This is a genomic window from Clostridium sp. FP1, assembly GCF_011065975.2.
Taxonomy (GTDB): domain Bacteria; phylum Bacillota; class Clostridia; order Clostridiales; family Clostridiaceae; genus Clostridium_AD; species Clostridium_AD tagluense.
The window spans coordinates 1527598-1543948 of record NZ_JAAMNJ020000001.1; the positions used below are offsets into that span (position 1 = coordinate 1527598).

Annotated in this window: 12 protein-coding genes and 1 other annotated feature; of the genes, 5 read left to right on the forward strand and 7 right to left on the reverse strand. The window is 30.9% G+C overall.

The features are described from left to right. Positions 1–27 precede the first annotated feature (27 nt). From G9F70_RS07415 to gltX, 5 genes are all read right to left on the reverse strand, one after another. The gene (locus tag G9F70_RS07415) at positions 28–2526 is read right to left on the reverse strand and encodes an MBL fold metallo-hydrolase (RefSeq protein ID WP_164945417.1); all 2499 of its coding nucleotides are present in this window, start codon (positions 2524–2526) and stop codon (positions 28–30) included. 32 nt (positions 2527–2558) lie between these two features. Next, the gene (locus tag G9F70_RS07420; RefSeq protein ID WP_164945418.1) at positions 2559–3257 is read right to left on the reverse strand and encodes a DUF1048 domain-containing protein; all 699 of its coding nucleotides are present in this window, start codon (positions 3255–3257) and stop codon (positions 2559–2561) included. Continuing rightward, positions 3254–3580 (reverse strand): PadR family transcriptional regulator, encoded by a 327-nt coding sequence (locus tag G9F70_RS07425; protein WP_164945419.1) that lies wholly within the window; start codon positions 3578–3580, stop codon positions 3254–3256. The genes G9F70_RS07420 and G9F70_RS07425 overlap by 4 nt, the downstream gene beginning before the upstream one ends. Positions 3581–3864: 284 nt before the next feature. Next, on the reverse strand, positions 3865–6474 hold the full coding sequence (locus tag G9F70_RS07430; protein ID WP_164945420.1) for a cation-translocating P-type ATPase: 2610 nt from the start codon (positions 6472–6474) through the stop codon (positions 3865–3867). 308 nt (positions 6475–6782) lie between these two features. After that, on the reverse strand, positions 6783–8438 hold the full coding sequence (gltX, locus tag G9F70_RS07435) for a glutamate--tRNA ligase (RefSeq protein WP_164945421.1): 1656 nt from the start codon (positions 8436–8438) through the stop codon (positions 6783–6785). Positions 8439–8498: 60 nt separating this feature from the next. Next, positions 8499–8749, reverse strand: a binding site (T-box leader). 240 nt (positions 8750–8989) lie between these two features. Between gltX and G9F70_RS07440 the strand changes: the two genes are divergently transcribed. From G9F70_RS07440 to G9F70_RS07460, 5 genes are all read left to right on the forward strand, one after another. After that, positions 8990–10138, forward strand: coding sequence for a DUF4275 family protein (locus G9F70_RS07440; RefSeq protein ID WP_164945422.1), 1149 nt, complete (start codon positions 8990–8992; stop codon positions 10136–10138). A gap of 277 nt (positions 10139–10415) precedes the next feature. Next, positions 10416–10577 (forward strand): hypothetical protein, encoded by a 162-nt coding sequence (locus G9F70_RS07445; RefSeq protein ID WP_164945423.1) that lies wholly within the window; start codon positions 10416–10418, stop codon positions 10575–10577. After that, the gene (locus G9F70_RS07450; RefSeq protein WP_164945424.1) at positions 10555–10986 is read left to right on the forward strand and encodes a hypothetical protein; all 432 of its coding nucleotides are present in this window, start codon (positions 10555–10557) and stop codon (positions 10984–10986) included. The genes G9F70_RS07445 and G9F70_RS07450 overlap by 23 nt, the downstream gene beginning before the upstream one ends. 92 nt (positions 10987–11078) lie before the next feature. After that, positions 11079–11609: a GNAT family N-acetyltransferase gene (locus G9F70_RS07455; RefSeq protein ID WP_125003400.1), complete on the forward strand. Its 531-nt coding sequence runs from the start codon at positions 11079–11081 to the stop codon at positions 11607–11609. 103 nt (positions 11610–11712) lie between these two features. Next, positions 11713–12387, forward strand: coding sequence for a Type 1 glutamine amidotransferase-like domain-containing protein (locus G9F70_RS07460; RefSeq protein WP_164945425.1), 675 nt, complete (start codon positions 11713–11715; stop codon positions 12385–12387). 75 nt (positions 12388–12462) lie between these two features. Here G9F70_RS07460 and G9F70_RS07465 read toward each other — a convergent pair whose 3' ends face one another. Continuing rightward, on the reverse strand, positions 12463–13890 hold the full coding sequence (locus G9F70_RS07465) for an MATE family efflux transporter (RefSeq protein WP_224617463.1): 1428 nt from the start codon (positions 13888–13890) through the stop codon (positions 12463–12465). Between the two features lie 147 nt (positions 13891–14037). Beyond that, positions 14038–16128, reverse strand: coding sequence for a helix-turn-helix domain-containing protein (locus G9F70_RS07470; protein ID WP_164945426.1), 2091 nt, complete (start codon positions 16126–16128; stop codon positions 14038–14040). Positions 16129–16351 lie beyond the last annotated feature (223 nt).

Below are 16351 nucleotides of genomic sequence, written 5' to 3' on the forward strand. Positions count from 1 at the left end.
TGGCACCCTACTTTTTTATTCTGAATTTTATCCAAGTTCTAATGTGCATCCTGTGTTATATTCAAAAGTTTCTTTGATTTTTAGGAAGATATCCTCATCTATATTCTCACACTTTAAAATAACTTTTAAAGCAGCACCATTAAAGGCAGGATTCTTTTTTAAGTTCACCTTATTTTCATCGCATAGCTGCACTGCTAAATTTATAATAGCGTTTTGATTAACAGAAGTTGCTATGTTTATATTCCAGGCTATTTCTTTTGATAGAGCTTCAAATTTATGAAGATATTTTCTACCAATAATTGGTGAAATAAAAGTAAGTTCTATAAATTTACCAATATGGTTATGCTTTATACTTTTTTTATAAGGTTTAAATTCTTCATACATAAAAGCATCATCAATAAGCTGAAAAGCTACATTTTGCTCTAAAGGAGCTTTGTTGTGTTCATTGAATATAGCATCACTCTCAGTTGACATAGAATTTGATAAGGCATTACTTTCACTTTGAACTACTAAATTTACACCAGTGAGGTTCTTGAATTCCTCTAATTCGGTAGAGATTTCAAAAGATGATTTTAGTGCTACTACTATCTTATTTTCATTAAGATGACAGGAAATTTTTTTTATATCAGCATTTTTTAATAAGCTTTTTATAAGATTATCAGAAGACTGTAAATTCATTTGCTCATTTATTTCAAATTTCCATCCTGTTTTTTCTTCAAGTTCTTTAATAGTTTTATGGATAGAGTTATCTACTGATTTAGGAAAGTCAAAATATAAAATTGCTACTCTTTCTTCTTGATTTAAACCTAGTTTTTTATATTTAAAGGCACTTAAACACTCGAAAGCTAGGGCAGTTATTTCGTTGGCCTTTAATGTTTTAGGCTCTAAATCCAACCTTACGTCTTCGGAAGTTCTAGCTTTAAATAAGAAAAGCCGTCTTAAATCACTTTCAAAATAAGGGGAATCTAAAAGTTGAAATCTAAAGTTGTCAACTTCTGAGACTTTAAGAATTTTTGAACCACCCCATATGAAAGTTAATTCTTCGATAGTGAAAAATTTATCTCTATATTTTTCGTAAACAAAACTCCATAGTAATTTAATATTTTCTTTATTTAGCGGTTCCTTTGATTTCATCACAAAAGGAATTTGTTTGCTTAACTGTTTTCTTGGAGTTTTAATTTCTACATCAAAGCACTCTCCAGATTTAGGCGCGAAAAGTTTTCCTCTAATATCTTTTGCAGCTTCAGTTGCAAAGGTATTAATAACTTCACTATCACCATGGACTAAAAATACATTATCAGGAGTGAGCTTTGCTATAAGAGCTTGGATTTCACTTTTATCTCCATGAGCGGATAAGCCTACTCTTTCTACTCTGCATTTCACGGGAATGATTTTGCCGTTTATTTCGAGAGTTCTATCCTCTTTGCTAGTTTCTAGCAAATTAAGAAGTTTCCTTCCTGGAGATTCTTCATCTTGATAACCTGTTATAACTATATATCCATTGTCCATAGCAGCAATTTTTTCAGCATAGAATTGGCTAGGGCCTCCTGTAAGCATACCAGAACTAGATATTATAATGCAGCTTTCTTTAGAATCAAGCAGGGTTTCTCTTTGCTTTTTATTTTTTACTGGTATAATATTATCATCATAAAAAGGCTCCACGCCTCTTAAAACCTTTTTGCCTAAAGTGTTTTTAAGGTAAAGGGGATTGAACTTGTAAACTCTGTTAATGTCTTTTACCATACCATCTATGTAGATATTAACTTTTTTTAATTTCTTAGAATTCATAGCTTTTTTAAGTATAAGTATAACTTCCTGCGCACGACCTAAGGCAAAAGCTGGAATTATCATTTTTCCGCTGTTGCGAGCACAATCATTAACAATATCTATAAGGCGATTTTCCTCAATTTCTCTATTTGAATGTAGTTTATCCGCATAAGTGCATTCGAAAATACCAATATCAGGTCTTAGTCTAGGGATTTTTGCACCTTCTACTGACTTTTGAGAAAATAATGAAAAATCACCGCTATAAAATAATGAGCCTTCACTACCTTGCAAATATATACAGCTTGCGCCTGCTATATGGCCAGCATTATAGAAGGTGAGCTTTAAATTATCAAGAATTTCAAAGGGCACTTCATAATTTACAGTAAAGATTCTATTTAACATATTTTCTACATCTACCTCGGCATATAGTGGGATTTCAGCATCTCTGTTATTCATTATTTTAAGACTATCATATAGTAATACCCTCACTAAATCTTTAGTCATATTATTCATATATATCCTAGCACTAGGATATTCTTTGCTTATCATAGGCAAACTGCCGATATGGTCCAAATGGGCGTGACTAATTATAATAGCATCTACTCCACCCATTTCTTGTATTGTTCTGAAATCAGGTAAGGGATCTTTAGAAGCACTTTGACGTATGCCAGAATCCATTAATATATTTTTATTGTTAATGGTAAATAAAATGCAACTAGCACCGATTTCATAGGCTCCACCTAAAAAAGATAGTTTCATATTAAGTCACTTCCTCTTGTATAGATAATTATTTATTTTTGAAAATTTCTACTAATACTTTTTATAAGATAACATATATCGCGTCCAAAGGCTATTAAAAATATAATTAATAAAAAGATTTTATTCTCATATGGAATTATATGTGCAGTAGCTAATTGTGGAAATTTAGCCTTGATCATATCCGATACATTAAAAATTAAAAATATGCATATAGACAAAAATACCCAATAATAATCTGTTTTGTTCTTCTTTCCTTTGAAAGATTGCTTCTTTCCTATCATAACGCTTAGTGGCAATATAACTACGAACATAGATAGGAAGGTGACTATATCCATATAAAACATATCTTGGTCTTTAAAAGAATTATCCCATCCATTTGTAATTATATTAAATATAAACATCATTAAATAGTAAATGAATCCAGTTTGCAAAATAATTTCTATATAATTAAAACATTTGTGAAAAACATTTTTATTGTAGTTTGACTCTTCAATTATTGAATCACAAAAGCCTTTGATATCATCACCTATAACTTCACTTGCAAATTTTCCTTCACTTTTTGCTTGGAGCATCATATCTAGTACTTGTTGAAATATTACCTCTTGTTCTATTAGACGTAAAGATGACATTCCAATGTACTTAGTAATATCATTAAAATTCTTTAAGTCTCTATCATTCAGTTCTTTTGTGAGCTTGCATCTTTTAGACATTAATATAATAGATCTAATCATAATTCCCCCCCCAATACACTATCTACATTTGTTTTTATGCCATTCCATGAGATAACAAAGTTTTGAAGTTCCGCTACCCCTTCATCCGTTAAATAATAATATTTTCGCTTAGGCCCAAAAGGTGAGTTTTTCATAACAGAATATATTAATTTTTTCTTTTCAAGGCGTATTAATATAGGGTAAACACTGCCCTCTGTAATATCTTTGAAGCCGTAGTTTACTAATCTTTCACATATTTCATATCCGTAAGTTTCATTTTCTTTAACTATTTTTAAAATGCAACCCTCTAATAACCCCTTTAGTATTTGTGTATCGCTTGCCAATTCATCACCTACTTTGTATTACATAATAGCTATATGTTAATATTATCCTGAGCATTTTGCATTGTCAAGTAGTTAAATAATGTATTTGATTTTTAGTATCCTAAAACCACAATAAAGAATTTTCGGTAGAATGCCTGATGCCAATATATTTTAAAAGTTTAACGACATTTCAGAAGGAAAGTCTCCTACTCCTATAAGCGGGAGTCACCTGCGTAATAAAAATGCTGCAGAAAGATATTAACATCTTCCTGCAGCATTTAATGATTATTCTAGACTATAGTATATTACTTATTAGCTTTTACAAATAATAGTTTATATATTTGAATCAGAATTAGAGGCATAAATGAAAGTCCGTATACTATAGCACGCTGATTTAAAGTTAGTGCAGCTACCTCAAAAACTCCCATAAGTGGCTTGAAACTTAAAACAAATTCTAAAAGTAAATACCCGAGTATGGTGGCAATCCACAAATATTTATTTGAGAAAACTCCTATTTTAAATATGGATTCCTGTGACCTAGAGTTAAATCCATGGAGCAGTCTTGAAAAACACAGTGTTGCAAATGCCATTGTGTTGGAGGTTGTGGTATCGCCGGTTGATAATCCTATATGGAATGCTGTCATTGTACCTAGTGCAATAATTAATCCTTCAATTAATACTTCTATTGAAAAGGATTTATTTAATATAGGTGAGTTTATATCTCTAGGTTTTTCATTCATTATATTTTTATTATGAGGTTCAAGTCCTATTGCAATAGCTGGAAGACTATCTGTAACCAGGTTGATAAATAGAAGATGAACTGGTGCAAAAGGCATTGGGAGCGCTGCAAGTGAAGTATAAAGAACTGAAATCACAGCTGCGGTATTTCCAGATAATAAAAATTTAATTGAATTTTTTATGTTTGAATATATACTTCTTCCATTGGAAATTGCCTTTACAATGGTTGAAAAGTTATCATCCATAAGTACTATAGAAGCAGCATCTTTAGCAACCTCAGTACCTGTTATTCCCATAGCAATACCAATATCTGCTTGTTTTAGTGCAGGAGCATCATTTACACCATCACCGGTCATTGCGACGATATTTCCTCTTTCCTGCCATGCTCTTACTATCCTTATCTTATGCTCAGGGGATACCCTTGCATATACAGAAATATGTTCTACTTTAGTTTTAAGCTCTTCATCGCTTAAGGAGTCAAGCGCGTAGCCTTCTATAGCTTCAGATTCATTTGTTAATATACCAATTTGCTTCGCTATGGCAGAGGCGGTTATCTTATGATCTCCAGTTATCATTACTGGCTTAATGCCAGACCTTATACAGTCTGCAACTGCTGTAGCAGATTCTATTCTTGGTGGGTCCATCATGGAAATTAGACCTACAAATATCAAGTCATTTTCATCTGAAATACCTATTGGTTTTTTATTTTCTATTTCTTTATAAGCAAAGGCTAAAACTCTGAGTCCACTTTCGGAAAACTCCTTATTTACTCTTTCAATCTCTTTTTTATCATTCTCCGTCAGTGTTTTAACGCCACTTGATGTAACTATACTTATAGATCTTAATAAAAGTACATCAAGCGCACCCTTGGTTATCATAAAGGTTTTATCTTCAAGTTTATTTGCTGTACTCATTAGCTTTCTATCAGAATCAAAGGGTACTTCAGAAACTCTTGGATAGTCTTTTCTGATATCTAGCTCGTCTAAATCATATACTTCACCTAGGTTTACAAGTGCAACCTCAGTGGAATCTCCAATCTCTTTGTCTTTAATAGTTATAGCATCATTACATAATAGTGCCATTAGTACAAGATTCTTTTCCAAAAGCTTATCATGGTCAAGTTCATCATGAGACAGTACTTTTTCATCAACATATACCTTTTGTACAGTCATTTTGTTCTGTGTTAGCGTTCCAGTTTTGTCTGAGCATATTACTGAAATACTTCCTAGGCTTTCAACTGCATGAAGCTTTCTTACAACAGCATTTTCACGCGACATCTTTTGGGTTCCAATGGCAAGAACTATTGTTACTATTGAACTTAATGCTTCAGGTATTGCAGCAACAGCAAGAGATACAGCAAACATGAAGGAATCAATAATTGCGTAGCCTCTGAATACATTAAGAATAAAAATAAGGGCTGATATTGCAAGTATAACAAAGGCAAGCTTTTTACCGAAATTGTCCAAGTTAACTTGTAATGGAGTCTTCTTTTCCTTTGCAGTTTCTAAAAGGTTAGCTATTTTACCTAGCTCTGTTTCCATTCCAATAGATGTAACTAAAATTAAAGCTCTTCCATAGGTTACAAAGCTTCCGGAAAACACCATATTTTTTTTATCGCCGATTGCTACATTATCCTGATTTATTATATCAGTTGTTTTTAAAACACTTTCAGACTCACCTGTTAATGAACTTTCATTTATCTGAAGACTGTAGTTTTCAATTATTCGTCCATCAGCACTTACATAGTCGCCTGCATCTAAATATAAGATATCTCCGGTCAGCAATTCTCTTGAAGGGATTTCTAGTTTTTCTCCATTTCTTAAAACCTTGGCTGTGGGAGAGGACAGGGCCTTAAGGCTTTTTAAAGATTGTTCTGCCTTAACATGCTGAACAGTTCCAAGAATAGCATTTATAACAACAACTACAATTATAACAAGTGTACTCTCAAACTTACCAAGGAAAGCTGATATAAGAGCGGCACCTAAAAGTATTACTACTAAAAAGTCCTTAAACTGTTCTAGGAATACCTGTAGGTTACTTTTTCTAGCGCCTTCAGTTAATTCATTAAAGCCCTGCTTTTCTCTTAGTTTTTTTATTTCAAGATCATTTAGTCCTTTGTCACTAACTCCCAGAGTTCTCATCGCCTCTTCCGATGTTTGTTTATAAAACATGTTCATTAATATTCCCCCTCGTAATGGTTATTTTTATGGTGTCAATTCCTTTAGTATAGATAAAACTTATTGATTATAATAACAGGGTAAAATAAAAAGGCTCTACAGTTGGCATAAATACCAGCTGTAGAGTCTTACTAAACTTTAGAAGTTATCAAAGCCGGGATTTAATCCGTGGTGACGACTTTGATTCTGCTTAAAAAAGCAGGAAGTTACTCCCTCTACATATATTATTTTTTAAGACCTACATAATCTCTATACTTAACATATTAATGTGTTTTGATATATTTGTCAATGAATATAAATTTTACTTATTAAATAAAATTTTGACTTAATCTTTCAATAACACGTTTTTCACCCATAACTTGCATTACTTCATATAAATCCTGAGTTTGTGTTCTGTTAGTTAAAGCAACTCTAATAACGGTTGCAACATCAGAAACTAAACCTTTATATAATTCGGGATTCTTTTTATAAACTCTTCCGTTTTTTGCATATCCAAGTTTTTCAGAAAGTTCTTTAACACGTGAAAACCAAGTATCCGCATCATCACAATGATTATATATATCTATATAGTCCGCAAGGATTATTTTTACGTCTTCCATTGTTATTTGTTCAGGGAAATTAGTGCCAGCACTAATACTATTTTTATAAAAATCATCGAAAAAATATTCAATATGTTCTTTTACATCTAGCCATTTTACAAAATCTTTTCTTGGCTTTTCATTTTCTCTTTCAATATTAAATATTTGTTTTGCATAATCCTCATGTTTGATAAGTATATCGGAAGTTGCAGTATCATTCTCTTTAGCCCAAGCAAGGTATAAGTCATAAACTGTACCTGCGCTCATAGTAGCTATAATATTTTTACTCATATCGTTAAGTTTTAAAATATCAAATAGTGCACCGCTTTTGCTCATATTTTCAAGGGCAATAATAAAGTTTGTACAAGGCTCATCTACGTTTTCAGTTCTCCATTCTTGAAAATTAGAGTTAACTAAATTTATAAGATATTCAGTTACAGATATAAGAGGATATCCCTCTGCTTTATAAAAATCTACGCGAATTTCAGGGTCTTTTCTTTTACTAAGCTTACGTTTTGATGTTCCGTCCATTTTCATTATGACAGGTATATGAGCATAGTTTGGAGCAGCGCAGCCTAACACTTCAAATAATTGCAAATGTATAGGAAGAGAAGAAAGCCATTCTTCACCACGTATTACATGGGTTGTTCTCATTAAATAATCATCTACAGCATGAGCAAAATGGTAGGTTGGAAGTCCATTGGTTTTAAGTATTACAATATCTTGATCATTTTCTGGCATACTTATACTTCCTTTAATTAAATCATTACAAATTACTCTTTTATTTGGGTCCCCAGGGGATTTAAGTCTTATAACAAAAGGTTTGCCCTTTGATAAATTTTCATTAATTTCATGGAAACTAGCATTTCTGTGGATAGCCCATTTTCCATGATATCCTGTATTGATTTTTTGCTCTTGCTGAATTTCCCTTGTGGCATTTAATTCTTCTTCTGTGCAAAAGCAGGGATAAGCTAAGCCTTTTTTTATCAAATCTTTTACGAAGGTATGATATATTTCCATTCTGTCACTTTGTTTATAAGGTCCATAAGCACCTTTTTCACTATTAGAATCCACAACTCCTTCATCAAAATAAATTCCAAAATCGCGTAAGGTGTTAGTGCTATCTTCAATGGCACCAACTACCTCTCTTTTTTTATCAGTGTCTTCTACTCTAAAATAGAATATTCCTTCACTTTGATGAGCCACTCTCTCAGATATAAGCGCCGCGAATACCCCTCCAAGATGCTGAAAACCAGTTGGGCTAGGTGCATATCTTGTAACCATAGCACCTTGTTTAAGGTTTCTTTCTGGGTAGAGATTAGAATAGTATTCTGGAGTTTTGTCAATGCTAGGAAGCAGTAAATCTGCTAATTTTAAACAATCCATTTTAATCATCCTTTCTTGTTAATATTATTTAATCGCAAAAAAAACCTCTCATCCTATACTATATAGGACGAAAGGTAAACTTCCGCGGTACCACCTAAATTGATGTAAAGGCATCTTGCAATACCTAAATCCACTTATTAACAGTATAAATCATACTGTACTTTTATAACGGAAAGCTACCGTTGGACTTACTCAAATGTTTCAGTCCAATGCTCCAGAGCTTCTTTCTGTAGTTTCAAATACCAAATTTCCACCATCATTGGTTCTCTTTAAATTGAAATATACTTACTTTTCTCTTTCATTGCATTTATGTTTAAATTTTATTATTCAATTACAATTATACATTCATTATTTATAATGTCAACATACAAGATTTTATGATGGAGCTTTTTTCATAGAATCCTTTAAAGTGGGCTTTAAGAATTTATATGTAGTTTTGTTAAATACTTGATGTTTGTATTAATATTCTGTATATTTAAATAAGCAAATAATGGTTTTATATTATTTAATTAGTCTGAAAGTAGAATCATAATATGCGAAATGGAGGGTTTATGGAAATTTCAATTAATATAATAAGGGCAGTAAATAATAATAAGTATGTAAATATGAAAGATTATTATGAATTAGCATTTAACGTTAAACGTATATGGTTATCCGAACCATGTAATATAATTTTTGAAAAAAATAGAATATATAGCATAAAGCTTAAATCAGATGAGGTTATTGAGGGGTCAATTATTCAAATAGGACAAGATGAATTTGGATTTTACATAGTATTTAAAAGGGCAATAGTACCATCACAAAAAGGAGAATTACTAAATAACAGCGTTTTTTTTGAACGCCAAAGGATTCCTAAAGGATATGCAGTACTTAAAGAAGTTTTTGCACCTGACACTATAGCTGGTGGAAAAGAACTAATACAATACTGTGAAGGGCAGTGGCCTAACCTTAATGGCTCAGCACTATCTATAAAGAAAGAAGGTAGCAATTATATTTTTCATTTAATGAAAGGGAATTTAGGAGAAACCGCTGTAGAATTACGTCTTTGTAATGTTTATGCTGAAAAATGTATTGGAGACGACTGTAATAATTTAGAGTACTTTGATAAGGAGGGGATTGGATATTTAGATATTAAAAAGCTAGATGATTTTAATTATACAATTCATATACAAAATAATTTTATGGAATTTATTTGCATTGATGAATTAACTTATAATTCAGTGGAACACAGAAATGAAGTAACAATTAACTGTAGAGAATTAAATATAACTTACTATAATAGCTTCTTAAGGGGATTAGAAGAAAAAGGTATTGCGTTGACAAAGTTATATTCTGATAAAGATGTTCATTATTCAAAAGCAGATGAACTTCGAAGTAAATGGCTTGAAACTTTTACTCGAAATATAGATGTCAGTGATGCTAACCTAGACCAATGTCTTTGGCATATATTTAGCTATGGAAAGTTGTCGTGCGTGCAAAGAGAAGATGCAGATGCAGCGCTAATTAAAATTAAAAAAGAAACATTATATTTATTCTTTAATGAGGGAACAACTTGTTATCGTTTAAATAATGCTGAGAAATTTACTGCGGAGAATATTGATTATTTTAATGATATTTATGTAACCAATGAAGATTTTACTTGGACTTATGCGTTAACACATGAAAGAGTAACTTGTGGTCCATATTTTCATTCAAACTAAGGAATAAGTGCCCCACGTGGCAAGATGGCGACATACTAGTGAGAATATTTTGCGCTTTTTATGAATTTCATATTGACAATATATTGATAATGTAATAATATATAACATATACAGTGAGTGTACCTAACAAAATGTTAGCGGTACAGGGACTTTCCTACACGTAGATAACTCTACGGAGTCACTTCCAAAGTGATTTCGTGGAGTTTTTTTGTTTTATAATTAAGTAGTAACAATTAACAATTGCTATCTACTTCAGAGAGAATATAGGGGGGATACAATGAAAAGTATATTAGAATATTATGAAAACTATGATGAGGAAGCGAGACTTATTAAGGATAATGCACATAAAATAGAGTTTATTACAACTATGCATTACTTAGATAAGATTGTTAAACCAGGTGCAAGGATTCTAGAAGTTGGTGCAGGAACAGGAAGATAAAATACAATGTTTAGATGAATGCTTAAGGGTATTAAAAAGTGGTGGAATTTTAGCAGTTGCTTATATCAATAGATTTTCAACTTTTGTTAATATGATAAATAGAAAAAAAGAAAATATTAATGATGAGGGCTTGAACAATATTGTAAAAACAGGATTAGAATATGGTGATGAAAGAGACTGCTTTTACTATTCCAAATATGATGATATAGAAAATTTAATGGATAGTTTTAATATAACAAAGATTAGTCATATTGGAACTGATGGATTGGTGGGTCTGTTTAGTGATAAATTAAACGAATTTAACGGAACGGAATTTGAAAAGTGGATGGAATATCACTTAATGACATGTAGTGATAGCAGTTTAATTGGATATAGTCAACATGGATTATATATATGTGAAAAAATATAAGTTTAGAGGTGTACCTGTTAATAATAGGCTACACGAGATATAACAATTGATAATTGTTATGTACTATTAAGGAATACAGGAGGGAAATAACTATGTATACAGGTAAAAAAATCAGATTAAGAGAGTATAAAAAAGAAGATGTGAAACAAGCTCAAAATTTTATAAATGATCCTGAGGTAAAGAGACTCTTACACCCAGGAATTCCTTATTTATTTACCTTTGAAGATGAACAAAAATGGTTTGAAGGAATGTCAGGTACGAAGGAAAAATACAGTTTTGCCATAGAGACATTAGAGGATAACAAATATATAGGTGGTTGCGGGATAAACGATATAGATTGGAAAAACAGCGTGATAGTTGTAGGTATATTCATCGGGGATAAAGATTATTGGAGTAAGGGCTATGGCACTGATGCAATGAAGGTTTTAATTAGGTTTATTTTTGAGCAAATGAATATACACAAAATTAAATTGAACGTATATTCCTTTAATGAACGTGCAATTAGATGCTATGAAAAATGTGGATTTAAACAAGAAGGCAGACTAAGAAAAGAAATATTCAGAGATGGAAAGTATTACGATGAAATTGTTATGGGACTTTTAAGCGAAGAATATTTTTCATAAAAGGGTATTTCTGTTTTGAGGACATTTCATCACAGTAGGTGATGAATTAATAGGCATCAGCAGCAAGACCTAAGGATTAATGAGGAAGTGAGATGATAATAATATGGGAGCCTTAATTCTGCTCAGTGATTTTACTGAAAATGATAACGTGAATTTGAAACGAAAAATGCAAGAAATATTTTTAGATAAGAAATATACAATAAGCTATATACCTTCAATGTCGGATATAAAACTAAAATACTTTGAACAAGCAAAAATGGAATTAAGTAAATATGGGAATTTTCAATTTGATTATTTTGATATCGATGACTTTTGTAATATTGAAAAAATAGAAAAGATATTTGAATCAGAAATAATATATCTATCAGGTGGAAATACCTATTACTTTTTAAATAACTTAAAAAAGAGGTATCTAATAACTAGACTTAGAAAGTATGTTGAGAATGGAGGACATATTATAGGATTAAGTGCAGGGGCAATAATTATGTCAAAAGACATATCCTCCGCAAAATTTGGTGATAAGGATATAGTTGGACTATCGGATTTGTCATCTTTAGCTTTAGTTGATTTTGATTTTATGCCACATTGGAATCAAGATAGTAATTATTTAGAAGATTTAAAAGAACATTCTAAAAATACTGGCAATACAGTTTATGCATGTAATGACGGCGATGGAATCATTGTAATGGATAATAAAGTACACTTTTATGGGGATATAAAAATGATAAAACAGGGTGAAATAATGAAAGCTTACGAAAAAGACCATATAATAATTTAAATAAAGCATTTGAAAAAGAACAGACTAGCCAGTTGACTAGTCTGTTCTTTTTCAAATGACTTAAACATAGATTTTTTAAATACCTGCAGGAGCAAGTCTAGATTTAATAAGTTTAGCCTTGTTTTTCTTATAAATTTGATGCATTTCTAGTATCTCTAAAGAAGTATAAGTATATTTAATGAATATAGCAGCCGTAATAAAAGATATTACATCAGATATGGGATAGGCAAGCCATGCTCCAAAGACTCCCATGTCCAAACCTACTACAAGTGCATACACTAGTGGAATAAATACTATTATTTGTCTGTAAATAGATAATTTAAAAGAAGCTTTAACTCTATTTATAGCTTGGCAATATGAGATTGACAGATAATATATTCCAAGGCAAGGGAATACAGCTATAACCATTCTAAAAGCCTTTGCTGTTCCTACTATAATAGCACTATCGCTTATAAATATACCTATAAGTGATTCTGCAAAAATCATAAATATTGCCCACAATATAGTTGAACTTACAGATACTGCAATTATAGCTGTTTTAACAACTTCTTTTAATCTGGTATAATTTCCAGCACCATAATTATAAGCAGCTATAGGTTGCATAGCTGAGCTTATACCCATTACTGTCATAAATAAAAACATTGAAACCCTTGTAGTTAAACCAACTGTTACAATGGCTAAATCTCCGCCATAGGAGGATAGCAAATTGTTTAATATAGCAGCTACCACTGCATCTGAGATTTCTATTATAAATGTTGAAAACCCAACATATACTATTCCAAGTGATACTGCTTTATTAAGAGTTAGTCTAATAGAAAAATTTAACTCCTTCTTTATTTTCATAAATACAGTTAGAACATATATAAAACCTATTATCTGAGATATTACTGTAGCTATAGCAGCTCCTTTTACTCCATAGGAAAATACATTTATTAAAACATAATCTATAATTACATTACAAATTGCTCCAATGCAGGTACTAAATAAAACTATTTTAGTGTTACCAAAGGCAGTTATAATATAAGATGCAATTAGCGTAAAGGATTGAAATAGCACACCAATTAATATTATACTTACATAATCTTTTGCAAGAGGGAACATCTTTTCCGAAGCACCTAGACTAATTAAAATTTTATCTTGAAAAATAAAAATACCAGTACCAATTATAGATATCATTATAAGCATTAGAACTATAGCATTAGGTATGATAGTCCTTAGATTTTCAAAATCTTCGTCTCCACAGCTTCTTGCCACAGCGGTAGAAGCACCAACAGCTATAAGCATAGATATAGCTAAAAATAATCTTTGAATTGGAAAGGCTATAGTTAAAGCACCAATAGCATCAGCTCCTATTGCTTTTCCTAAAAACATAGAATCCACCATGTTGTACATTTCTGCTACCATTAAAGAAATTATTGCTGGCACAGAAAATTTTAACAATAGTTTTCCGATTTTTTCCTCGCCAAATGCTTTATTACTTTCTGCCACATTACCCATTGTCATTAAATTCACGTCTCCCTAAAAATTTTTGTTTCCATAGTATTATTCTACGCTATTATCAATATATTAGCATTCACAGGCTTGCTAGATAAGAAGTACAAAATTGCTAACATGTAACTTTCCATAATACTGAAATAACAAAAAAACACCTTAAAATAGGTGTTTTTGTACTTTTTGAAGAACTATTAGTGTAGAACCATAGCCTTCTATCTTTATTATATTATTATAAACTGCTGTTTTTTTAGCATAGGATAGAGAAACGTTAGGAGTGGAAATTTTAGTTAAAGTTTCCCATTCATCATAACTAAGCCGTTTGGGTTTACCCATACGTAACCAGATATCATAAGCTGAGCCGAAATTTTCACCAATTTCATATTTAATAACTTTATAGTCATTAACCAAATTTTTAATGGATAGGGATATCTTTCTCTCAGTAATATTTTTACTACCCTTACCTTTGGACAAATCTTCCAACTTAATTAGACTATTAAGTTCATCACTGTAACTGTAAAGTAGGACCTGTATATCCTCATCTTGCCTTGTGATAATGTATCCATCACCTTGGTCTATAACTTCGTTTCCTAACTTTGATAATAAATAGTAAGCATAGTAGGAAACTTTCCTTATTCCATTTAAAGTAAGGAGACCTGGTGAACCAAAAAATAATTCATTATTTAAAATTGAATTTTCATCTACAGTATCAAAAGCTTTTAGAGTAAGTAAGCTATTATTATTGTTGGTAATAAAATTATGAATAATATATGGAAGCATGTAGGAGGAATCATAAATAGTATTTATAGTTTCAGGAACATTAAAAGGATCTTCTATTAGATTCTGCAATTCATATTTTTCGAAAATTTCCCTTGTAATATCTATATATTCTACAGATAAGTCTTTTGATGCTTGGAATTTCCAAAGTTTAACTACCTCAATGCCATATATATCAACAAAATACATGATAAAGCTTTCTAAAAGTTTTATAAAAGAGCTTTTATCTTCAAAAGTCTGGTTCAAAATTATTAAGGGAACCAGGGATATATCCATTAAAAATTCTAATAATTTTTCAACTTCGTTCCAATTTAAAAACTTTACATTTTCATTAAAATATACCTTCATTTCTTTTCCAAATAAGTTCTGAACTATACCATTTTCAAAGCCTATAGCCTCTTGAATAGATCTTAGATATCCTTGTTCACCTGATTTAACAAGTTCTTCTGCTTGCCCCAAATTTATTTTTTCCTTCCATCTATGTTCTAGGTTTGTACTTGGCAGCAGAGAGTCTGTTTGGATTTTTATAATTTTGTTAGTATAGTTGAATCTATCATAATCTTCTAAATAATAAGATATATACTCCAGTGTTTCAGATAAATCATGTGTATCCATTTTTTTGAAGCTATCAAATTCTTCCCCTGGTACATGATATTTTTTCCTGAATTGTAGTGGAGTACAATTATAATGATCTTTAAAGCTCTTATTGTAATATCTAGCATGAGAAAAACCAACATCCAGAGAAATATCTGAGATAGTTTTATCTGTATCTAATAGTAATTTAATAGATTCATCTACTCGTACAATATTTACGAGTTCACCAAAATTTGTTCCAGCCATTTCTTTTATTTGATGAGATAAATAATAAGAACTTAAATATTCTTGGCTTGCTATATCCTGTAAACTAATTTTATTCATATAGTTATTATAGATGTACTTTCTAATCCTATGATACCTTTGAAATTGTATTACATTTTCTTTTAAGTCTTTTTCATCATAATTAAGATAGTGAAATTTGTTTATTAAATGGAATAATAACTTTACTAAAACAGCCTCTATTTGATCATCAAAGTTTTCACTTTTTTGTATTATTTCGCAAGCTAGAATAGATAAGTATTTCCTAAGAACATCATATTTTGCTTCCTGTTGTGCGCCTTCTTCACTAGAGTTTGTATAAAAATAAATGTTTTTCATATCATCATAATACTTTTCGAAAAATAAAGGGTCCAGGTGAAAAATTAAAACCTTATTATTTACATCTGAATAAATTCTATGGGCTTCATCACAATTTACAATCTCAATTTCACGCTCGTATACTTCATAATTTCCTGACTCTATAAGTACATTAACGCTGCCTTCAAGTACAAAAATTATTTCTATAGAATTATGCCAATGTATTGGATAGTCCGTTACACTTTCTAGAGAGATGTTTAAAGGTAAATCATTTATATAACTTATATATTCTTTTCTCATTTAATCTCCTTTAGTGCCTTTGGTGCCACCCACGTGGCAAGTGGCAAGTTTGATATATATATATTATACATCATGGATAAAAAAGTGCCACCCATATTGCAAGTGGAAAGTTTGAAGTAAAAATTTTAAATAGCGAGGGTTAACAATATGTTTTAAAATTGTTAACCCTCGCTGACTTTTTTATTTAACGACATTTCAGAAGGAAGTCTCCTACTTCTATAAG